Origin of the sequence: Streptomyces sp. NPDC001502 (assembly GCF_042894785.1) — a bacterium.
Classification (GTDB): domain Bacteria; phylum Actinomycetota; class Actinomycetes; order Streptomycetales; family Streptomycetaceae; genus Streptomyces; species Streptomyces kutzneri.
In genome coordinates, this window is record NZ_JBIAVW010000001.1 from 23,809 (window position 1) to 45,664 (window position 21,856).

Here is a 21,856-nt window from a genome sequence, read left to right on the forward strand (position 1 = left end):
ACCGTACGGAAGCCCGGTGGGGCGGAACTTCAGCGGAACTCCAGCGCGAGCGGCGGTTCTGCCGGGGGTGGGCGTGCCGTACGGGGCGCTGACCCGCGGGAACCGCGGGTTCCGCCGGTCCGCTGGACCGGGGCGGCAGAAACCGGGTCCTCGGACCGGTTGATTCCGCCGCCTCCCGGTATAGACACCCGACCACTCCTAGCGCGCGTCGTGGAAGATGACGCCCAGTACGTGGCGCTGCCCGCTGAGGACGGCGCTCACGCCGTGCCGCAGCGTCACCCGGCTCCAGCCGCGCACCGAGCGCACCGGGCGGTGGTCGACCGTGAAGATCAGGCCCTGGCCCTGGGTCGGCCGTCTGACGAGCGGGCGGGACTGGGCGCGCGGGCGCTGTTCGACGAACACGCTCTCCCCGCCGGTGAAGTCCTCGTCCGGGCGGTCGAGCATGATCGCCACCTGGAGCGGGAAGGTCAGGTCACCGTAGACGTCCTGGTGCAGGCAGTTGTAGCCGCCCCGCCCGTACCGGAGCAGGAGCGGGGTCGGGCGGTGCTGCCCGGCGGCCCCGCACGCCTCGACCAGCCCCTCGTGGTCGGGGGCGAAGGACGGCTGCCCCAGACGCCGCGCCCAGTCGTTGGCGATCAGGGCGAGCGGCGGGTACAGCCGCTCCCTCAGGTCCTGGACGAGCTCGGGCAGCGGGTAGGCGAAGTAGCGGTAGAGGCCCTCGCCGAAGCGGTGCCGCGCCATGGTCACGGTGCTGCGGAAGGCCGTGGGGTGGTCGAAGAGGTCCCGCAGCTCCGCACACTGCTCGGCCGACAGCAGCGGCGGGGTCACCGCCACCCCCTCGGTGTTCAGTTCCGCGGCCAGCTGCGTCCAGTCGAGGGTTCCGGGTGCGGAGGGGGCGAAGACCGGGCCGGGCAGTTCGAGGCCGGGGAGCTGGGACGGCTCGTACGCGCTCACATGCTCTGCTTTCTGCGGCGGGGAGGGCGGATTCAGGCGGCCGGCGCGGCCGCGGCTTCGAGGGCGAGCAGATGGCGCTTGGCCTCCAGCCCTCCCGCGTAGCCGCTGAGACTGCCCGTGGAGCCGATGATCCGGTGGCAGGGCAGCACCACGCACAGCGGATTCGCTCCCAGCGCCGTGCCGACGGCACGCGCGGCGCCGGGCCGCTCCAGCGCCCGGGCGAGTTCCGCGTAGGTCGCGGTGCGCCCGTACGGGACGAACCCGGCCAGCATCAGGTTGGTGCGCCGGCTGAACGGGGTGGCGAGCCGCAGGTCCGTCGCGACGGTGAAGTCCCGGCGCGTCCCGGCCAGGTACGCGTCGATCTGTTCCCGGGCCTCGTCCAGGACCTTGTGTCCCGGTGCGCCCGCCTCCCCCGGTCCGGCCGGGCGCAGTCCGGCCCGGCCCAGGCGTTCCGCGGCTTCCTCGGTGGTGCCGTAGCAGCACAGCACGAGCGCGTCGTCCGTCGCCGCCAGCACGAGCGGCCCCAAGGCCGTGGGATGGATCTCCACCGTGGCGGTGCTGCCGCTGAGCGGACCGGGGGTCGGCATGGCGGGACTCCTTCGTTCGTCATGATCTTCGTTCGTCACGACCCGGCCCACCGCCAGGGCCGTGCGGCGACGGTAGAAACACCGTCGCCGCCGAAAGGGTTGCGCGGTCAGCGATCGCGCAGTTCCAGCGTGCAGCACTTGACGCTGCCGCCGGCCTTGAGCAGTTCGGAGAGCTCGACCCCGATCGGCTCGAAGCCGCGCGCCCGCAGCTTGGCGTGCAGGCCGGTGGCCGCGGCGGGCAGGAGCACGTGGCGGCCGTCGGAGAAGGCGTTGAGGCCGAAGACGGCCGCGTCCTCGGCGGTGGCCAGGATCGCCGTGGGGAACATGGCGCGCAGTACGGCCTGGCTGCCCTGGGAGAAGGCGGCCGGGTAGTACATGACCTCGTCCTCGGACAGCACGGAGAGCGCGGTGTCCAGGTGGTAGTACTCCGGGTTCACCAGGGTCAGCGAGGTGACCGGGAGGCCGAAGAACTCCTGGGCCTCCGCGTGGGAACGCGGGTCCGTGCGGAAGCCGGTACCGGCCAGCAGGCGGCGGCCGACGGTGAGGATGTCACCCTCGCCCTCGTTGACGAATTCGGGCCACAGCGTGTCCGTGTAGCCGCGGCCCTCCAGCCACCGCAGGTACGCGGGCCCTTCGGCGGTGCGCTCCGCGTGCCGGAACCGGGCCCCGTAGACCTTGCCGTCGACGACGGTGGCGCCGTTGGCCGCGAACACCATGTCGGGCAGGCCCTCGATGGGGTCTATCTCCTCGACCACGTGGCCGAGTTCGAGATACAGGTCGCGCAGGCCCTCCCACTGGCTGACGGCGAGCGCGTTGTCCGTGGCGTGCTGCGGGTTCATCCACGGGTTGATCGAGTACGTGACGTCGTAGTGCCGGGGACGGCACATCAGCAGACGTCGGCGCGTGGCGACCCGTGTGGGGCTCTCGGAACGGTAGAGCGCGCCGGCAGGGGTGATGGGCTCGGTGAGCGGCACGAGGGCTCCTTCTCATGGGGTTTCGATGGAAGCCCGGCTGCCCGAGGGATGGTTCGGCCAGCCGGATGCGTGTGACGCAACTGATCACAAGACCCCATGGAAATGGGGCCCGGAGTTGACCGGAAGTAATCGTGGACACCGGCCAATCAACGCGCCCGCGAGGGCCGCCGCCGAGTTGATTGTCCGTGGCCGAGACGGCTTCCGGGCAATCGGGCGACGCCATGGAATGTGGTCATCACCCGGGAGGCAACGCAAGGACGCGAACCGTCCTGCCTGACCGTACGAACCTGTCCACCTGTTCCATCTGGAGGTACTTCCATGGCGCATCGCAATGTCGAACTGCTCGCAGTCGGCGCAGGCCCGGCGAACCTGGCGCTGGCGGTCGCCGTCGAGGAGCTCGCACCCGAGCTGGCCGGTGACACCCTGCTGATCGAGCGCGAGCAGGACATCGTGTGGCAGCGCGGCATGCTGCTGCCCGACGCGCTCAGCCAGGTGTCCTTCCTCAAGGACCTGGTCACCATGCGCAATCCGTGCAGCAGATTTTCCTTCGTCAATTTCCTTCACTCGCAGGAACGTCTCGACGCTTTCGTCAACCTGGCGAGTTTCGTTCCTTACCGCAGCGAGATATCCGAGTACCTGCAGTGGGTCGCCAATGAACTGGAGACGGTGCAGGTCGAATACGGCCGTGAATGCTCCGGCGTCGAGGCGGTGACGGGCGACGACGGCGAGGTCGCCGGCTGGCTGGTCACCCTGGCCGACGGCGACACCATCGGCTGCCGCTACCTCGTGATCGGTGCGGGCCGTGACGCCCACGTCCCCGCCGTGTTCGACGGTCTGCCGGCCGAGCGCGTCATCCACAGCACCCAGTACACGCAGCGCATCGCCGAGGTGCGGGCCGACCTGCCGCACCGCGTCGCGGTGATCGGCGGCGCGCAGAGCGCGGCCGAGCTGTTCGGCGCCGCGCTGCGGGACCTGCCCGAGTGCAAGCCGACGATGATCATGCGCTCCATCGGTCTGAACGGTTACGAGAGCAGCAAGTTCACCAACGAGCTCTATTACACGTCCTTCATCGACGAGTTCTACGGCTCCTCGCCCGAGGCCCGTCAGCAGCTCCTCGGCGAGATGTACCGCTCCAACTACGGCGGTCTCTCCCCCGCCACGCTCGACGGTCTGTACCGGCAGTTCTACCAGGACCGCCGTTCCGGCCAGGAGCGCCTGGGCATGCACGCCATGACGGACGTGACCGGCGCCCGCATGGACGGCGACGAGGTGGTCCTGACCCTCGTCGACCGCAAGTCGGGAGCCGAGCGGGAGATGCGCACGGACCTGGTGCTCCTGGGCACCGGCTTCGTCCGCGAGATGCCGTGGGCGGTCAAGGCCCTCGCGGAGTCGATCGGTGTCGAGGAGATCAACGTGAGCCGCAACTACCGGCTCGACCTCGGCCGCCCCGGGACCGCCGCCTGCTACCTGCAGGGCGTCAACGAGGCCACGCACGGCATCGCCGACTCGCTGCTCAGCGTGCTCGCGGGCCGCTCCGCCGAGATCACCCAGGACATCCTGGCGCACCGCGGCAACCGTTCCGCGGAGGCCCCGGCCCCGCGCGAACTCGCGCTCGCCGGCGCGGTCTGAGACCCGCGCACCCCTCACGAGCCGTACCCGCCTGACGAGGAGAGACCGAAGCACATGCTCACCCAGCCACTCGACCGCGAAGGACTGACGCACGAGAACGGCCTCGACGCGCAGCGGCTGCTGCCCTGGCCCGAGCTCAACGCCCCGTTCGAGGGGTCCTGGTGCGTGATCCGCCCCGGCACCGCATCGACCGCCCACGCCCACCACGAGTACGAGATCTTCATCGCCGTCGCCGGCACCGCCGTCCTGGAGTCGCAGGGCGTCCGCAAGCCCTTCACGACCGGGGACATCGTGCACTTCACCCCGGGCTCCGACCACCGGGTGATCAACGAGTCCGACGAGGACTTCGAGATGTACAGCGTCTGGTGGGACCTCGACATGACACAGCGGTTCGCAGCTCGCCACGAAGGAGCCCAGGCATGACACGCCGTACGGTCATCATCGCGCCGCCGCCGACCCCGAACGGGGACCTGCACACCGGGCACCTGGCGGGCCCCTACCTGGCGGGCGACGTGTACGCACGCTACCTGCGGGCGTCGGACCGGCCGGTGATCTTCACCAGCGGTACCGACGACAGCCAGACCTACGTGGTGGCCAGCGCCGCCCGCGCCGGTCTGACCCCGGAGGAGCTGGCCCTGCGCTCCGCCACGCAGATCCGCGCCACCCTGGAGGCGGCCGGCGTCTCCGTCGACGGCTTCGCCCCCTTCGACAAGGGCTACCGGCAGACGGTCATCGACTTCGTCACCGACCTCCACAGCGAGGGGGCCTTCCGGCTCAAGACGGTGCTGCTGCCGTACGTCGAGGCCACCGGCGAGTACCTGATGGAGGGCCTGGTCGCCGGCGACTGCCCGGTGTGCCTCGTGGAGAGCCGCGGCGGACTGTGCGAGTCCTGCGGCCACCCCAACAACTTCGACGAACTGCTGCGTCCGCGCTCCACCGTCGACCCGGACGCCGTGGTCACGCACCGCGAGGCGCAGATCCTCGTGCTGCCGATGGAGGAGTACCGCGACCGGCTCGCCGACTACTACGTCCGCCACCGGGACGTGCTGCGCCCGCACACCGCGCAGCTCGTCCGGGAGGCGCTGGACCGCCCGCTGCCGGACTTCCCGATCACGTACCCGACCGCGTGGGGCATCCCGGCGCCGTTCACCGAGACGCCGGGCCAGGTCCTCAACGCCTGGGCCGAGGGCATGGCCGCCTCGATGTACTGCACCTGGTACGCGGCCGAGCAGCTCGGTGAGCACACCGACCGCTTCGACGAGCACTGGCTGTCCGAGCACGGCATCGACCTCGTGTACTTCCTCGGCTTCGACAACGTCTACTTCTGGGGCATGACGCACCTGGCCCTGCTGATGGCGCACGGCGACCGGTACGTCGAGCCGCACGCCATCGTGTCGAACGAGTTCTACGAACTGGAGAACCAGAAGTTCTCCACAAGCAAAGGCCACGTGGTGTGGGCCGCCGATCTGGTGGCCGAGGTACCGCGTGACCTGGTGCGCTTCTACCTGGCGCTGACGGCGCCGGAGCACTCCCGGACGAACTTCAGCCGTGAGGCGCTCGACAGCCTGTCGAGCTCCCGGCTGGTCGATCCGTGGAACCACCTCGCGGGCCGGCTGGACGCGCTGCTCGCCGGCGTTCCGGCGGACGCGCTGCTGCCGGTCTCCGAGACCGGTGCCCAGGAGGCGGGGATCGTCGTCGAGCGGTTCCGCTCCCACTACGAGCTGGAGAGCTTCAGCCTCCACCGGGCCGCGGACCTGATCGTCGTCCACCTCGACCGGCTGCTGAAGCAGGCGGACCGCGTGGCGGCGGACGTCCCGAGCGACCTCGGCGACCTGGTCCTCGCCGTCCGGACGCTGACCGCGTGCGCCGCTCCGCTGCTCGTCGACCTCGCGGCCCGTGCCGAGCGGGCCGGCGCCGATCTGAGCCTGCCGGCCGGTGCCTTCCCGGCCGACCCCGTCGCTCCGCTGCGACTCCCCCTCCTGTCGACCGCGGTCGGGGCCTTCGCGCCCGTGGCCGAGCCGGCCGACATCCGAGCCTGACCTCCGAGGAGCACTGTGTCCACGATCGCCCCGCCCCGTCCCAATCGGGCAGAACGACTGCTCATCCCCGCGACCTTCATCACCAACCTCGGCAACGGCATCCAGCTCACCGCCGCCTCGTACCTGGTCTTCACCGAGGCCAACACCATGCTCGCGGTCAGCTGGCTGATGATCGCCGTCACCATCCCGCAGGTGGCGCTGTCCCTCTTCTTCGGCAAGCTCGCCGACCGCTTCGACCGCCGCACCCTGGCGATGATCTCCGACCTGGCCAGCGCGGCCGCCGCGATCGGCCTGCCGGTCTGGCTGGCCCTCGGCGGCAACCCCTCGACCGTCAGCTACGTCGCCAGCTTCGTCCTGTCGATCTCCGCGGCCCTCTTCTTCCCGGCCAGCAACGCCCTGATCAAGGAGCGCATCCCGGAGTCCCGGCTCGCCCAGTTCAACGGCAACGCCGAGATCGCCATCCAGGGCGGCACGCTCGCCTCGGCCGCCCTCGGCGGCTGGGTGATCGTCTGGGTCGGCACCACGTCGCTCTTCTACTTCAACGCGATCACGTTCCTGCTCTCCGCCGTCCTGCTGTTCTTCATCGGCCGTCGCCCGGCCGGCCAGGGCACCAGCGCCCCGGAGGCCGCTGCCAAGGCCGCCGCCGCCGCCAAGGCCGCCGCGACCGGCTCCCGCCCGCCGCTGGCCCGTCTCGCGCTGCTCTACATCATCGGCAACATCGTCATCATCGTCGGCAACAGCATCATGCTGGTCCTGGTGATCGAGGGCTTCAAGTCCAACGCCGGCTACCTCGGCATCGTCGACGCCCTGTTCGGCATCGGTGCGCTGTTCGCGGCCTGGGCCTTCAAGAAGATCAGCTCCAAGGCCACCGTGCTGAAGACGGCCCTGATCGGCTACCTCGCCTTCGCGGTGCTCCTGTCCCTGGAGTCCGTCCACCTCTACGCGATGATGGCCGTCATCCCCTTCGCCGCCATCGCCTTCTGCGTGGCCCGCATCTCGGCCCGTACCGCCCTGATGAGCGCGGCGCCCGAGGAGAAGACGGGCTTCGTCTTCGGCGCCACCAACGCCTTCGGCCTCGCGGCCGGCACCACCGCCGTCGTCCTGATCTCGCTCCTCGTCGACTCCACCAACGTGAAGAACGGCTTCTACGCCCTCTCCGTCCTGGTCGTCGTCATCGCCACCCTCACCGTCATCTCGCTCCGCAAGCACGACCGTGAGGTCGCCGCCGCCGAGGCCGCCGCCGCCGAGATCGTGTCCGAGCCGGCCGCCGGAACCGCAGGGACCGCCGAGGTCACCGAAGCCGCCGAGCCCGTCCCGGCCAAGGTCTGAGGGGGAGAAGCACAGATGAAGCTGCTCGCCATCGAGGCCAGCCAGAACGCCACCTACTACATCTCGCGCTACCGGCAGATCGAGGCCCTCGGGGCCGAGGTCCACGTACTCAACGGCATAGGAACCGAGGACTTCTGGGACGCGGAGCGCTACCGGATCGCCGGCTCCAAGCAGATCGAGGACATCGTCACCGCCGCCAAGATCTGGCACGCGGAGGAGGAGTTCGAGGGGGTCCTGACCTTCTCGGAATCCGGGGTCGTCACGGTGGCGGTCGTCGCCGAGGCGCTCGGACTGCCGAGCATCGGCTTCGAAGCCGCCCGGACCAGCCGCAACAAGCTGCTGATGCGCCAGGCCCACGAGCGCGGCAGCGCGGCGCACCCCGGCTTCCGGTACGCCCCCGGCGTCGAGGCCGCCCTCGCGGCCGGTGAGGAGCTCGGCTACCCGCTGATCCTCAAGCCCACCCTGGGCGCCGCCAGCAACTTCGTGTTCAAGGTCGACGACCCCGAGGAGATGCGGGCCCGCTTCGCGGACGCCACCTCGGGCATCGAGACCATGACCTGGGCCCTGATGGAGGCCGACGGACTGGACCTCGGCCCGAACGGGATCATCGTCGAGGGCTACCTCGACGGCCACGAGCACCTCATCGAGGCGCTGGCCTGGGAGGACGAGGTGTACCTCGGCTCCATCGTGGACCGGATCACCGTCGAGAGCGGGACCTTCGACGACGACGTCCACCACGCGCCGAGCTCCCTGACCCCCGAGCAGATCGCCGCGGTCCACGAGGTGGTCCGGGACGCGGCGCACGCCCAGGGTCTGCGCCGGTCCGTGCTGCACGCCGAGGTGAGGTTCCACCAGGGCAAGCCCTTCATCCTGGAGATAGCGATCCGTCCCGGCGGCGGCGGTCTCGACCACATGGCGCGGATCAGCGCCGGCCACGACCCCATCCGGTGCGTGGCGGACGTGGCGCGCGGCATCCGGCCCGACGTCTCCCACTACGCGCCGACCGGTGTGCACACCGCCGCGATGTGCCTGATCAGCGGGGCGGGAACGGTCGAGTCCATCGAGGTGCCGACCGAGGTCGCCGAGGACCCCGCGCTGTTCTTCCTCAAGATCACGGCCGCGGCGGGGACCGTCATCAAGCGCCCGCCGGCGGGCAACAACATCCTCGGTTTCATCGGCGCCACCGGCACCTCCCTGACGGAGGCGCTGACCACCGCGCACGTCGCGGCCGGCCGGATCCGCACCGAGATGAGGCCGGAGCATGGCTGAGACCCCGCGGCGCACGGCCACCAGGCGGCACTACCTGATGTGCCGGCCGACCCACTTCGAGGTGACCTACGCGATCAACCCGTGGATGAACCCCGAGAAGCCCATGGACGCCGACCTGGCGCTGGCCCAGTGGGAGCGGATCCGGGACCTCTACCTCGGGTTCGGACACGAGGTGTCCTACATCGACCCGGTCCCGGGCCTGCCGGACATGGTGTTCTCCGCCAACGGCGCCACCGTGGTCGACGGCAAGGTGCTGCTCGCCAGGTTCCGCCACCAGGAGCGGGCGGCCGAGGCCGACGCCCACCGGGCCTGGTTCGAAGCCCGCGGCTACACCGACCTCCACGTCCCGCAGTACGTCAACGAGGGCGAGGGCGACTTCGCCCCCGCCGGCCGGCGGATCCTGGCCGGCGCGGGATTCCGCAGCGACCCCGGCGCGCACGAGGAGCTCCGCGCGTTCTTCGGCCTGCCGGTGGTCGGCCTGACCCTGACCGACCCCCGCTTCTACCACCTGGACACCGCGCTGTTCGTCCTCGACGAGGACCTGGTGGCGTACTACCCCGCCGCCTTCTCCGAAGAGAGCCGGGACGCGCTGCGTCAGCTGTACCCGGACGCGATCCTCGCCACCCGCGAGGACGCCGATGCCTTCGGTCTGAACGCGGTGAGCGACGGACTGAACGTGGTGGTGACGGAGACCGCCACGCACCTGATCGGTGAGCTGCGCGAACGCGGCTTCGAGGTGCACGGCGTGGACATGTCCGAACTGCTGAAGGCCGGTGGCGCGGTCAAATGCATCACTCAGGAGATACGACGCCCGTGATCGATTACGACGGCAGAAGTTTCCGCAACACCGGTTACCCGGCGGGCGAGGACGCCCCCGTCGGCCACTACCGCCAGGACGGCGACCTGCTCTGGGCCGACTTCGACGGAGGCCCCGTCCGCAGGGGCTCGCTGAACGGGCGCGTGGAGCCCGACGGGAACCTCGAATTCGCCTACACGATGGTCCTCGCGGACGGCGAGGTGGTCGCAGGACGGTGCTGGAGCACCCCCGAATTCCTGGACGACGGACGGATCCGGCTCAACGAGCGCTGGGAGCGCTACGGAGCCCACTCGGACAGCGGTGAATCCGCACTGGAGGAGGTAAGGACATGACCCCGCCCACCACCCCGCTCCGCGGGGGCAGCGTGACCTGGGCCTGCACCAGCGGCTTCAGCCCGGTCTTCATCTTCCCCTTCACCCCGGGCGAGTACTACGGGGTGGCCAACCTGCACGAGTTCCAGACGCTGATGTACCGGCCGCTGTACTGGTACGGCACCGGCGGCCAGCCGACGGTCGACTACGAGCGCAGCCTCGCCGAGCCCCCCGAGTGGAGCGAGGACGGCCGCACGGCGACGATCACGGTCAAGCCCTACAAGTGGTCGAACGGCGAGACGGTCGACGCCGACAACGTGATGCTGTGGATGCACCTCCTGGAGGCCGAGAAGGACAGCTTCGGCGGGTACACACCGGGCTTCTTCCCGGACAACCTGACCGGCTACGAGAAGGTCGCCGAGGACAAGGTCAGCTTCACCTTCGACCGCGCCTACTCGCACAACTGGGTGCTGATGAACCAGTTCAGCACCATCACCCCGCTGCCGAAGGCCTGGGACCGCACCGCCGACGACCGGCCGGCGGACGCCACCCACGACCCGGCGCAGGCCTCCGCGGTCTACGCCTACCTGCGGGCCTGCAACGACGAGCGCAAGAGCTGGGACACCAGCCCCGTCTGGAGTGTGGTCAACGGACCCTGGAAGCTGAGCAGTTACACGATCGACGGCACCTCGGGCGAATGCGTCCTGGTGCCCAACGAGAGCTACTCCGGCCCCAACAAGCCCTACCTGGACGAGTTCCGCCTGATCCCCACCGGCTCGGACACCGAGCAGTACGAGATGCTGCGCCGCGGCCCCGAGGCCCTGGACGGGGTGCAGATCGGCTTCCTGCCCTTCGACGAGGTCACCGAGCCGGCCGAGGACCTGCTGGCCGGCGGGCCCAACCCGCTCGGCGAGCACTACGACCTCGTCCCCCAGCTCACTTACAAAATCCACTACTTCCCGATCAACTTCAACAACCCCACCGTCGCCGGAAAGATCTTCAAGCAGCTCTACTTCCGCCAGGCCCTGCAGTCCTGCCTCGACTCCCGGGGCGCCATCCGCGACGTCTACAAGGGCTACGGCTACCCGACCACCGGGCCCATCCCGGCCCTGCCGGACAGCCCGCTGCTCTCACCCGCCGCACACGAGGACCCGTACCCCTTCGACGTCGCGAAGGCCCGTGCCTTCCTGACCGGGAACGGCTGGGACACCAGCACCACCCCGGCCCGTTGCGTCCGCGAGGGCACCGGCCCCGGGGAGGCGGGCGAGGGCATCCCGGCCGGCACCCCGCTGCGGTTCTCGATGCGGTACGCCCAGGGGCACGAGACCCTGACCGCGGTCATGCGCAAGTTCGCCGCCGACGCCGCCGAGGCGGGCATCGAGATCGTGCTGACCGAGGTCGAGGCGAGCGTCCTGGTCCTGGAGGACACCACCTGCACCCCGGGCCCCGACAGCCCCTGCCTGTGGGAGTTCAGCGACTGGAACGGCGGCTGGGGTTACGGACCAGGCTTCTACCCGACCGGCGAGGCGCTCTACTCGACCGGCTCCTCGGTGAACTTCGGCAGCTACAGCGACCCGAAGGCGGACGAGCTGATCGCCCGCACCGTGGTCAGCGACGACCTGGAGGACCTGTACGCCTACCAGGACTACATCGCGCAGCAGGTCCCGGTCATCTGGATGCCGAACTTCCCCTTCCGCCTGCTGGAAGTGGCCAACAACCTGAAGGGCGTGGCTCCGATCAACCCCTTCGGACTGATCAACCCCGAGGACTGGCACTACGTCGGCGAGGTGCTCTGATGTATCAGCGGCTGATCGGCCTCCTCGACAGCAATCAGGCCCGCTACCGGCTGATCGACCACGTGGCCGAGGGCCGGACCGACCTGGCGAGCGTCCTGCGCGGCCACCCGCTGGAGCAGGCCGCCAAGTGCATCGTCGTCCGCGTGAGCATCACCAAGCGGGTCGGCAAGTACGTGCTCGCGGTGGTTCCCGGTGACCGGCAGGTCGACCTGGAGGCGGTCGGCGCCCTGTTCGGCGGCGGGCGGACGGCGTTCGCCACGCCCGAGATCGCCGAGCGCCTGGCCGGCAGCGTCTGCGGCACGGTGATGCCGCTCAGCTTCCACCCCGATCTGCACCTCGTCGTCGACGAGGGCCTGATCCTCACCGAAGAGATCTATTTCAACGCGGCCCGCCTGGACCGCTCCGTGGCCCTGTCCACCCCCGACTACCTGGCCATCGCCCAGCCGCAGCTCGCGGCGATCGCGACGGCCGGCGACCGGGTCCTGACCCACTCCGCGAGGTGACGAAGATGACTGACGACACCAGCCCGACCGATGACGGCGTGGTGATCCTGGTCGGCAGCGGTCAGCGCGCCTACCGCGAGTACCTGCTCGCCGGCGCCGCCCGGCGCCGCCCGATCTGGATCCTGGACGCGGTGGACCCCACCTGGCAGGAGCAGTACGTGCTCGGCTCCACCACGGTGGAACTGCTCGACCGCGCCCGCCTGGTGCCCGACACGGACGGCCTGATCAAGGCCGCCGAGGCGGTGGCCGCCGAGCACCGCGTGGTCGGCGTGTTCAGCTACGACGAGACGCTCGTGGTGACCACCGCCCTGATAGCCGAGCGGCTCGGACTGCCGGGCCTGACCTCCCGCGGCGCCGACAACTGCCGCAACAAGCACAACACCCGGCAGCTGCTGACCGCCGCCGGACTGCCCCAGCCGCACTTCGCCTACGTGACCGACGCGGAAACGGCCCTGGCCACGGCCGACTCCTTCGGCTACCCGGTCGTCCTCAAGCCCCGCGGCATGGGCGCGAGCATCGGCGTCATCCGGGTCGACGCCCCGGACGGGATCCGCGCGGCCTTCGAGGTCGCCGACTCCGCCAGCCACGGCGGGAACAGCGACTACGAGGGCGGGGTGCTGGTCGAGGAGTGCGTCATGGGCCCCGAGATCAGCATCGACGGAGTGGTCTTCGACGGCGCCTGGACCCCGCTCTTCCTCGCGCACAAGGAAGTGGGCCTCGCGCCCTACTTCGAGGAGACCGGCCACGTGGTCAGCGCCACCGACCCGCTGCTCGCCGACGAGGAGCTGCTCGGCATCCTCCGGGACGCCCACCGGGAACTGGGCATCGGCTACGGGATCACGCACACCGAGGTGAAGCTCACCACCCGCGGCCCGGTGATCATCGAGGTGAACGCCCGCCTCGGCGGCGACCTCATTCCCTACCTCGGCAGCCTCGCCACCGGCGTGGAGCCCGGGGAGCTGGCCGCCGAAGTGGCCGCCGGCGTCCGCCCCGAGTGGACACCGGCCGAGTCCCGCACCGTGGGGATCCGCTTCCTGTACCCGCCGGAGAACGGCACCGTCCGCTCGGTCGACGTACCCGCCCCCTCGGACGTACCGGGGCTGCTGGAGACGAACGTGATGGTGGCGCCCGGGGTGACGCTGCTGCTGCCGCCCGAGGGCTATCTCAGCCGGTACGCCAACCTGATCTGCGCCGGAGACGACTTCCCGAGCTGCGAGGAGTCCCTCGCCAAGGCGGCCGCACTGACCACGATCGTCCTCGACAGCTGACCCGTCGGCCATGCGAAAACTGAAGGGAGGTGTGTGATGTCGACGAGGGTGACGGTAGTGGGCGGCGGAGTGATCGCCCTGCTCACGGCGGTCGAGTGCGTGCTCGACGGACACAAGGTCACGGTCGTGGACCAAGGCCCCATCCCGCACAGCAGAGCCACCTCTTTCGACCAGCACCGGATCCTGCGGGCCCTGCACCCGTCGGACCCGCGGACCACGGCGGCCGCACTGCGCGCGCACCGCCGCTGGGTCGAACTGGAGGAACTGTTCCTGACGCGGTTCTACGAGCAGGTCGGCTCTCTCACCGTCCTGCCGCCCGCGGCCGCGGCCGACGCGGCGGCGATGCTCGCCGACGCGGGCGGCCACGCCAGGGAACTGACGGCGGCCGGCCTGGCCGACCGCTATCCGCACCTGCACGTGGGCGGCGGCCTCGGCGCGGTACTGGAGGACGAGGCGGGCGTACTGCTCGCCGAACGGGTCCTCGCCGCCTGCGTCGGCTGGCTGAAGTGGCAGCGGGGCATCGAGCTGATCGAGCACCGGGCCGTGACCGCCGTCGACGGCGAGAGCGGCAGCGTACGGCTGGTGGACGGGCGGGTGCTGCGCAGCGACGCGGTCCTGGTGGCCGTGGGCCCCTGGTCCCGGGACCTGCTGCCGCAGAGCATCTCCGAGCAGCTCACCCTGTACCGGCAGTCCCTCCTCTACTGCCGGGTGCCCCGGCAGCAGTCGCAGGCCTGGGCGGCCACTCCGGCCATCCCGGCCCTCGGCACGGCGGGCGGAGCCTGGCTGATCCCGCCGGTGGCGGGCACGGCCCTCAAGCTGACCTCGGCCACCGCCTGCCGGGTGGTGGACGCGATCAGCGACTACGCCACCGACCCGTACTGGCAGCGCAGGCTGGAGAAGGAGTTCGGGGACATCCTCCCCGGCTTCGGCCCGGCCTGGGTCACGGCGGCCAAGGACGCCTACTACTCGGCCTTCTCACCGACCGGCGGCCCGCTGCTGGTCGCCCTGGGCGGCGCGGGATTCGCGTACGCGGCCTGCGGTGGCACATCCTTCAAGTTCGCGCCGCTCATCGCGCGGTCGCTGGCCGACCGGCTGATCGGCAGGACTCCGTCGCTGATCGGCCTCGGTGCGCTCGACGGGCCACCGCTGGACGTCCACACCCCGCAGCTCGCGGGACTGTGAGCGGCGGCCGGATGCGCAAGGAGCGGGCCGTGGCAACGGTGGACGACGTACGGAAGCTCGCGATGAGCCTGCCGAGGACCGAGGAGCACCTGATCCGGGACCGGGTGAAGTTCCGGATCGGCGGCATCGTCTACCTCGCCCTCTCCCGGGACGAGAGCGAACTGGGCTTCGCCTTCCCCAAGGAGGAACGGGCGGCGCTCGTCGCCGCCGAACCGGAGAAGTTCTTCCTGCCCCGGGAGTCCGATCTGCGCTTCAACTGGGCCGAGGCCCACCTCGGGGCCCTCGACCACAAGGAGCTGACGGAGCTGGTCACCGAGGCCTGGCGGATGGTGGTGCCCGCGAAGGTCGCCCGCGCCCACCTGGATCCGCCGGCCGCGCCGCCGCTCCCGCCCGCCCCGTCCCTCGCCGAACTGCGGTCCTCGGCAGAGGTGTTCAACGGCTTCGCGGGCGTGGACCGGAGCTGGCAGGCACTGCGCGAGGAGACCGGCCACGCCCTCGACCTCTCGCTCGCCGCGCACCGCACCGCCCTGCACCGCTGGCTGAACTCCTGGGGCTGCCGCATCCGTTACCCGCGCGAGGGCGAGCCCGACACCTTCGGCGCGGGGCTCGCCGCATGGTGGGAGCGGCACACCCTGGCGCACGCACCACTGGCCCGGCTCACCCCGCGCGAGATCTCCCGGTTCGCCGCCGCCTACGAGGAGCTGGCGGCGCTGCCGATCGGCCGCCGCAGCCTCGGCCCGACCGCCGCGGCCAAGGCGCTGTACGCACTGCGGCCCGACTCGGTCATGCCGTGGGACGCGGCCATCGCACAGCGGCTGCACGGGGTCCGGGACGGGGCCGCCTTCGCACGTCACCTGGAGCTCGGCCGGAGCTGGGCGCGTGCGGCACTGGAGGAGGGCGGCGGTCTCGGCGAGGCGGCCCTGTGCGCCGAGATCGGCCGGCCCGGGGTGTCCCTCGCCAAGATCCTCGACGAGCACCTCTACGTCACGATCACCCACGCGGCCTGATCGCCGGGAGCCTCCCGGGCCGGGCCTACCCCGACTGCCGCGCGTGCGCCTGGCCCCGCGCAACCGCGGGCGCGGGCGCCGGGTCCTCCTCCGTGGGGTCCGGCTGCGTCAGCGCGTACGCCCGGGCCATCGGCGTCAGTCCGTACTGCCCCGGCAGGTCGGAGTGGTCGAGCAGACCCGCGTCGAGGAGCCGTTCGAGGAGGTCTTCCACCGGCTGGGCGGACCGCTCGACCAGCATGGCGAGCGCGTCCGCGGACTCGTACACCACGTTGTCCACGGAGGGCGGGTTGTCGGAGCCGGCGAACTGGCGCAGCATCAGCCGTGCCCACGGGGTCAGCAGCCGGTAGGCGCTGTCGAGGCGGTTGGTCAGCGCATCGTCCCCGATCTGCAGCCGGCCCAGGAAGCGGCCGGGTGCCCGCTGCCCGTCGCGCCCGTCGTGGCCGCCCGGCCCGTCCCCGAGCAGCTCGGACACGGAGTCCTGGAGCATCCACTCGGGGCGGGCCGCGATGCGCCGGCCGGCCAGGTTGAGCGCCAGCGGCAGGTCCCCGCAGGCGTCGGCGAGGCGCAGGCAGGCGCGCGGCTCGGTACCGACCCGGTCGCCGCCGAGAAGCTGCGCGAGCAGCTCCATCGACTCGTCGCGGTCCAGTGCGGGGAGCCGGATCCGGCCAATTCCGTCGAGGCCCAGTAGCCGCGATCGGCTGGTGATGATGATGCGGCTCTCGGGCGCCGCGATGAGAAGTTCCCGGATCTGCCGCTCGTGCTGTACGCCGTCCAGCACCACGAGCAGCCGCCGCCGGTTCAGGAGCGACCGGTACAGGCCAATTCTCTGACCGGGATCGTTCGGGATCCGGTCGGTGGGGATACCGAGCGCCTCCAGGAAACCGCCCGCGATCCCGGCGGCGTCCTTGCGGCCGTCGGCGGCCGGGTCGAGGTTCGCGTAGAGCTGCCCGTCGGGCAGGTTCACGGCCAGTTCGTGGGCGAGCCGCAGGGCGAAGGCCGTCTTGCCCACGCCCACCTGACCGCTGATCACCAAGGGCGCCGCGGGGCGCTGCCCGCCGTACGAGGGAGCGGTCAGAGCCCGGGCCCGCTGGAGCAGCTCACGCCGTCCCACCAGGGGATGAGCCTCCATCGGCAGCTGTGACGGGGGCGGCAGCACGGCGCGTACGTCGGCCGCTCGCAGCTCGTTCTCCTGGTGCTGCTGCACGGCTTTGACCGCCGGACGGGCGGTTCCGTCGTCCCCGTCGGCCCGTGCCGCCTCGTGCCAGCGGCGCTCCCAGGTGGCGCGGTCACCACCGCAGGCCTCGGCGAAGGCGAGGGCCACCTGAAGGGTCGGGAGGCGGTAGCCGGCGGCCGCGTCGGAGAGCACGGACGCGGAGAACATGGCCCGGGTGGCCATGTCGCGGTAGCCGGGACTGCCGGCCGCGGTCCGCAGCCTGCGCAACTCCCGGGCGAACGCGGTGACTGGTCCGGCATCGGGGGCCAGTGGTCTCTCCAGTCTTCCCACAGCCTGCTCCTTCGGTGTTCGCTCCGTGTGCTGCCTGCTCCGGGCCGCCCATGAACTGTCCGTGTCGCCCTTCCTGATCTGCTACCGGATGCTTACCGCCTGCTAGGGGTAACCCCTATGATCCGGCTGACATGACCTGGCCAGGGGTCTTGTTCATTTGGGGGTGGATGTCCGATGCCGGGGGCGGATGCGGAATCCGGGGAAAGACGAAGCGTGGAACCTGCGGGGGGCAGGCTGCGCTTCAACGTGCTCGGATCGCTTGAGGGATGGTTCGGCGAGGTACGGCTGAGGCTGGGGGGAGCGATTCAGGAACGGGTCCTGTGTGTCCTGCTGCTCGAAGCCGGCCGGGTGGTGCCCGTGGCCCGCCTCGTAGAGGCGACCTGGGAGAAGGACCCGCCGGTGACCGCGGCGCACCAGGTCCGCAAGGCCGTCGCCGACCTGCGGCGGCGCATACCCACCGGCACCGAGGTGATCGCCACCGACGGTCCGGGGTACCGCGTGGTGGTGGCGGACGACCAGGTCGACCTCCTGGAGTTCGACGCCCTCACCAAGGCGGCGGGCCAGGCCCTGCGGGAAGGCGGGCGGTCCGAGGCCGCCGAGGCCCTGCGGTCCGCCCTCGCACTGTGGCGGGGATCGGTCCTGTCCGGTACCGGCGGACCGGTGATCGAGGCGGCGGCGATCGCGCTGGAGGAGCGCCGGCTGGCCGCCGCCGAGCAGTTCTTCGACCTGAGCCTCGCACTGGGCGAGAGCGGTGAGCTCATCTCGGGCCTGCGGGCCTTGATCACCCAGCACCCGCTGCGGGAGACGCTGCGCGGCCAGCTGATGCTCGCCCTGTACCGCTCCGGGCGTCAGGCCGAGGCGCTCAAGGAGTACGGAGAGGTCCGCGAGCTGCTCGTGGACGAGCTCGGGATCGACCCGGGCCCCCGGCTGGCCAGGCTGTACGAGGCGATCCTGCGGGACAGCCCCGAACTGGCCGCGCCCGAACGGCCGGCGCCCGTGACCGCGGCGCCCGTACGTCCGGTGCCCGGGCCGGCGGCCCCGGTGGAGCCGGCACCCGAACCGGCCGTTCCCGCGCCCGCGGTGTCCGAGGGCGCGGCCCCCGAGGCCCCGGCCCGCACGGAACCGGACCGGGAAGGGGAGCCGGGAACGCGCGTCGCGCCGGCCGACGCCCCGTGCACCCTGCCGTACGACCTGCCCGACTTCACCGGCCGTGCCAAGGAGCTGGCCGAGCTCTTCGACTACGTGCAGGACGAGGGCCGGGGCGGCGAGCGGTACGCCCGGATCGTGGCCATCGACGGCATGGGCGGCATGGGCAAGACCACCCTGGCCGTGCGCGCCGCGCACCGGCTGGCCGGGCGGTATCCCGACGGGCAGCTCCACATCGACCTGCACGGATTCACCCCGGGCCGCGAGCCCGTGACGCCCACTGCCGCGCTCGACGGTCTGCTGCGGACCCTCGGTACTCCGGGCGACCGGATTCCCGAGGACCTGGAGGGGCGCACCGCCCTGTGGCGGTCGAAGCTGGACGGCCGGCGGATGCTGCTCCTGTTCGACAACGCGGTCGACGCGGCGCAGATCAGGCCCCTGCTGCCGGCCTCGCCCGGCTGTCTCGCCCTGATCACCAGCCGCGGGCGGCTGCTGGACCTCGACGGCGTCGAGTGGGTGTCCATCGGGATGATGGAGCCCGAGGACAGCACCAGCCTGATGGCGGAGACCCTCGGCACCACCCGGGTGGCCGCCGAGCCGGCGGCCTCCGCCGAACTGGCCGAGCTGTGCGGGCACCTGCCGCTGGCGCTGCGGATCGCGACCGCCCGGCTGCGCAACAGGCCGCGCTGGACGGTGCGTTATCTGGTCGAGCGGCTGCGCGACGAGAAACGCCGGATGGACGAGCTGAGTTCGGGAGAACGCAGCGTCGCTGCGACCCTGCGTCTGTCGTACCTGGCGATGGACGAGGAATACCGGACCGCGTTCCGCATCCTCAGCCTCTACCCGTGCGCCGGGACGGACGTCCACTCGGCGGCGGCGCTCCTCGGCACCGCCGTCCGCGACGCCGAGGACGCCCTGGAGTTCCTGCTCGACGTCCACCTGGTCCAGCAGCCCGACATCGGCCTCTACACCTTCCACGACCTGGTGCGCAGTTTCGCGCAGAGCCTGCGGGGCCCGGCGACGGCGGACGACGACGCGGCGGCGGTCGAGCGGCTGCTCGGCTACTACCTGACGACCTCGGACGCCGCCTGCGAGGTGCTGTTCCCCAGCCGTGAACGCCGCCCCACCGGTATCCCGCCGTACCAGGGCGAACGGCCGTCCTTCCGGGACACCGAGCAGGCCCTGAGCTGGTTCGACCGGGAACAGGCCGGGCTGCTCGCGGCCGTGTCCCTGGCCGAGCGGTGCGGCCACGACCGGTACGCGGCCTGCCTGAGCCGCAACGTCGGCTTCCACCTGCACACGCACGGACAGCTCGACGAGTTCTGGAGTGTCGGGCACCTCGCGGTGGCCGCAGCCCGCCGGCTCGACGATCCCGCGCTCCTCGGCATCAGCCTGGCCAACCTGGGCGCCGCCTGCTGGAAGCTGGGCCGCTTCGAGGAGGGGCTGGAGGTGGCCACGGAGGCGCGCGACACGGCGATCCGGGCCGGGGACCGGCACACCGAGGCGAACAGCGAATCGACCATCGGGCTGCTGATGTCGATGCTCGGCAGGTACAAGGAGGCCTTACCGCTGGTGGAGCGGTCCGTCTCCATGGCCCAGGAACTGGGCAATCCGCGTGCGGAGTCGGAGAGCCTGACCATCCTCAGCACGCTGTACGAGCGGTGGGGCCGCTTCCCGGAAGCGGCGGAGGTCGCCCGCCGGGCGATCGAGATCGACCGTGACCTCGGCTACCGCAGCAACGAGATCGTGGCCCTGACCGATCTGGCCTTCGCCCAGGTGGGCCTCGGCGAGTTCGCGGAGGCGGACGCCAGCCTCAGGCGGGCCCGGGACCTGTGCGACGAGACCAGGTCGCCGGGGGACGTCGCCCTGGTGCTGGCACTGTCCGCCCAGATCGCGCACGAGCGGGGCGACATGGTGCAGGCGCGTGCCTTCGCCGAGCGCTCCCTGGTGCTCGGGCGCACGAGCGGGGCCCCGATCCGGCTCGCGAAGGTCGAGAACGTCCTGGGCCAGCTCCACCTGCTGTGGGGGGAGCACGAGGTCGCGCTCGCGCTGCACGGCCACGCCCACAAGATCGCGGCGCCGATGAGCTTCCGGGCGGAGGAGGCGTCCGCGCTGGTCGGCCTCGCCTTGGCGGCCGAGGCACTCGGTGACGCCGTGGCCGCTGCCGGACACCGGGCGGCCGCCGAGGAGCTGTCCGATTTCATGGGCCTGCCGGCGCACCGCCGCAGGTACTGAGCGCGGAAACGGAACTGCCCCGCACCGGACTTCGGTGCGGGGCGGTTCCGTGATGTGCGCGGCAAGCGGGTCACCTGCGGGTGGACGGGGCCGGGGACGGGGCCGGGGAGGCGACCCCGGGGCCCTTGTCCTCCGCGAGGACCTGGTAGCCGGAGGGCTGACCGGCGTCGGCCTGGCTGTCGACCGTCACACCGAACCCGAACGCCAGGGCCGCCGCGATGATCCCGATCAGTCCGGCCAGCTTGCTGCGCATCTCTCGAACCCCCTGGTGTGTACCCGGTGTGCGGTTCCCGTGTGGTGCGGTGGCCGCTCTCGACAGGACAGAGACTGGCCCAGTCCCTTACCGGTCCGTTCCCCTCTCGATACCGCTCGTGACCGTGGCGCGGGAACGGCCGCTACCGTGCCGTTCCCGGTCCGGCTCCGTGGCCGCCGCGATACGCGATCCCCGCGCGCTGACCAGCACATCCGTCCGCGTGGTGCCCGATTCGTACCCGGCCAGATCCAGCAGGGCCCGGACCGTCGCGCGGATCCCGGCCTGCTCCGCGTCGCGCAGCGGCGCCGCCGTTCCCTCGGGGGCGATGTCGGCGACCAGGTGCATGCCGTCGACGGTCAGCGTCTCCACCCTGAACTTGGCTCCGGTCAGGAGCTCTTCGACGAGATAGGGGGCCGAGTGCCGTGCGGTGACCGCCTGTTCGGCCCACCGGGCCAGAGCGGGCCGGTCGTGCACCGGAACGGTCCACCAGCATCCGGATTTGTCGGCGGACTTGATGACCACGGGCAGGGGGAACTCCTCCGCCAGGGAACACGCCTCGGTGACGGACCGGGCCTCCGCGGCACGTACCGCGGAGGTCCGGCTCTCGTTCAGGATCCGCCGGATCGTCACCGCGTCCGGCAGTCCGCGGGCCGGCTTCCCGCGGTTCGCGGACAGCTCCCTCAGGACCTCCTCGGCGGCGGCCGCGGCCCCGCTGCCGAGACCCCGTTCGAGATCGCTCGTGAGAGAGAGGACCTGCCCGATCCCGTGTTCGAGGACGGTGTCCGTCAGCAGGGTGCGCAGCGCGGCCGTGTCATCGAAGTCCACCCGGAGGAGCCGCTGCGGGGGCAGCTCCGCGGGAAGCCGTGCGTCCGGTGGGCGGGGTCCGGGATCGGACACCACCCACACGTCCAGGCCCGCCACGATCGCGGCGCTCACGAGCCCGGGTCCGGGCCTGACCAGCATTACCCGCTCCGCGGCCTGTCTGATGATCACAGAAATCTCCTCCATCGTGTCCCACGATGGTGGCGCCGGGCCTTCCCGGTACCTTCCCGC

At 71.3% G+C, this 21,856-nt stretch carries 19 protein-coding genes; 13 read left to right on the top strand and 6 right to left on the bottom strand.

The features are described from left to right. Positions 1-198: 198 nt before the first annotated feature. The 3 genes from ACFY0D_RS00115 to ddaH (ACFY0D_RS00125) form a co-directional block, all read right to left on the bottom strand. Positions 199-954, bottom strand: coding sequence for a 2OG-Fe(II) oxygenase (locus ACFY0D_RS00115; protein WP_390796201.1), 756 nt, complete (start codon positions 952-954; stop codon positions 199-201). A gap of 32 nt (positions 955-986) precedes the next feature. Continuing rightward, positions 987-1,541 carry a methylated-DNA--[protein]-cysteine S-methyltransferase gene (locus ACFY0D_RS00120; protein ID WP_390796202.1) on the bottom strand — a complete coding sequence of 185 codons (555 nt, stop codon included), beginning with the start codon at positions 1,539-1,541 and terminating at the stop codon, positions 987-989. A gap of 107 nt (positions 1,542-1,648) precedes the next feature. Beyond that, complete coding sequence (gene ddaH, locus ACFY0D_RS00125) at positions 1,649-2,515, bottom strand: dimethylargininase (RefSeq protein WP_030008802.1); 867 nt, start codon at positions 2,513-2,515, stop codon at positions 1,649-1,651. A 318-nt stretch (positions 2,516-2,833) separates the two neighbouring features. Here ddaH (ACFY0D_RS00125) and ACFY0D_RS00130 point away from each other — a divergent pair, with 318 nt between their 5' ends. From ACFY0D_RS00130 to ACFY0D_RS00185, 12 genes are read left to right on the top strand one after another with little or no spacing between them, the layout of a single operon-like run. Then, the gene (locus ACFY0D_RS00130) at positions 2,834-4,144 is read left to right on the top strand and encodes a SidA/IucD/PvdA family monooxygenase (RefSeq protein WP_390796203.1); all 1,311 of its coding nucleotides are present in this window, start codon (positions 2,834-2,836) and stop codon (positions 4,142-4,144) included. 54 nt (positions 4,145-4,198) lie between these two features. After that, positions 4,199-4,567: a cupin domain-containing protein gene (locus ACFY0D_RS00135; protein WP_030714028.1), complete on the top strand. Its 369-nt coding sequence runs from the start codon at positions 4,199-4,201 to the stop codon at positions 4,565-4,567. Continuing rightward, on the top strand, positions 4,564-6,183 hold the full coding sequence (locus ACFY0D_RS00140; protein ID WP_390796204.1) for a class I tRNA ligase family protein: 1,620 nt from the start codon (positions 4,564-4,566) through the stop codon (positions 6,181-6,183). The genes ACFY0D_RS00135 and ACFY0D_RS00140 overlap by 4 nt, the downstream gene beginning before the upstream one ends. A 15-nt stretch (positions 6,184-6,198) precedes the next feature. Further along, positions 6,199-7,512, top strand: a complete 1,314-nt coding sequence (locus ACFY0D_RS00145) for an MFS transporter (protein ID WP_390796205.1) — start codon at positions 6,199-6,201, stop codon at positions 7,510-7,512. 15 nt (positions 7,513-7,527) lie between these two features. Further along, entirely contained in the window at positions 7,528-8,781 is a 1,254-nt protein-coding gene (locus ACFY0D_RS00150) for an ATP-grasp domain-containing protein (RefSeq protein ID WP_390796206.1), read from the top strand. After that, on the top strand, positions 8,774-9,598 hold the full coding sequence (ddaH, locus tag ACFY0D_RS00155) for a dimethylargininase (protein WP_390796207.1): 825 nt from the start codon (positions 8,774-8,776) through the stop codon (positions 9,596-9,598). Before ACFY0D_RS00150 ends, ddaH (ACFY0D_RS00155) begins: the two co-directional genes overlap by 8 nt. Continuing rightward, positions 9,595-9,930: a hypothetical protein gene (locus ACFY0D_RS00160; RefSeq protein ID WP_189738075.1), complete on the top strand. Its 336-nt coding sequence runs from the start codon at positions 9,595-9,597 to the stop codon at positions 9,928-9,930. The genes ddaH (ACFY0D_RS00155) and ACFY0D_RS00160 overlap by 4 nt, the downstream gene beginning before the upstream one ends. Continuing rightward, positions 9,927-11,705, top strand: coding sequence for an ABC transporter substrate-binding protein (locus tag ACFY0D_RS00165; protein ID WP_390796208.1), 1,779 nt, complete (start codon positions 9,927-9,929; stop codon positions 11,703-11,705). The genes ACFY0D_RS00160 and ACFY0D_RS00165 overlap by 4 nt, the downstream gene beginning before the upstream one ends. After that, positions 11,705-12,208, top strand: coding sequence for a YbaK/EbsC family protein (locus ACFY0D_RS00170; RefSeq protein WP_189738080.1), 504 nt, complete (start codon positions 11,705-11,707; stop codon positions 12,206-12,208). Before ACFY0D_RS00165 ends, ACFY0D_RS00170 begins: the two co-directional genes overlap by 1 nt. A gap of 5 nt (positions 12,209-12,213) precedes the next feature. After that, complete coding sequence (locus tag ACFY0D_RS00175) at positions 12,214-13,476, top strand: ATP-grasp domain-containing protein (protein WP_390796209.1); 1,263 nt, start codon at positions 12,214-12,216, stop codon at positions 13,474-13,476. 36 nt (positions 13,477-13,512) lie between these two features. Further along, positions 13,513-14,658 carry an NAD(P)/FAD-dependent oxidoreductase gene (locus tag ACFY0D_RS00180; RefSeq protein WP_390796210.1) on the top strand — a complete coding sequence of 382 codons (1,146 nt, stop codon included), beginning with the start codon at positions 13,513-13,515 and terminating at the stop codon, positions 14,656-14,658. 29 nt (positions 14,659-14,687) lie between these two features. Beyond that, positions 14,688-15,665: an MmcQ/YjbR family DNA-binding protein gene (locus ACFY0D_RS00185; RefSeq protein ID WP_390796211.1), complete on the top strand. Its 978-nt coding sequence runs from the start codon at positions 14,688-14,690 to the stop codon at positions 15,663-15,665. A 25-nt stretch (positions 15,666-15,690) separates the two neighbouring features. On the opposite strand, the gene ACFY0D_RS00190 is transcribed toward ACFY0D_RS00185, so the two are convergent. Beyond that, positions 15,691-17,169 carry an NB-ARC domain-containing protein gene (locus ACFY0D_RS00190; RefSeq protein ID WP_390796212.1) on the bottom strand — a complete coding sequence of 493 codons (1,479 nt, stop codon included), beginning with the start codon at positions 17,167-17,169 and terminating at the stop codon, positions 15,691-15,693. Between the two features lie 213 nt (positions 17,170-17,382). Here ACFY0D_RS00190 and ACFY0D_RS00195 point away from each other — a divergent pair, with 213 nt between their 5' ends. Continuing rightward, positions 17,383-20,550, top strand: a complete 3,168-nt coding sequence (locus ACFY0D_RS00195) for a BTAD domain-containing putative transcriptional regulator (protein ID WP_390796213.1) — start codon at positions 17,383-17,385, stop codon at positions 20,548-20,550. A 70-nt stretch (positions 20,551-20,620) separates the two neighbouring features. Here the strand turns inward: ACFY0D_RS00195 and ACFY0D_RS00200 are convergent, their stop codons facing one another. Continuing rightward, positions 20,621-20,803: a hypothetical protein gene (locus ACFY0D_RS00200; protein WP_390796214.1), complete on the bottom strand. Its 183-nt coding sequence runs from the start codon at positions 20,801-20,803 to the stop codon at positions 20,621-20,623. An 87-nt stretch (positions 20,804-20,890) separates the two neighbouring features. Further along, complete coding sequence (locus ACFY0D_RS00205) at positions 20,891-21,796, bottom strand: hypothetical protein (protein ID WP_390796215.1); 906 nt, start codon at positions 21,794-21,796, stop codon at positions 20,891-20,893. Between the last annotated feature and the right edge of the window lie 60 nt (positions 21,797-21,856).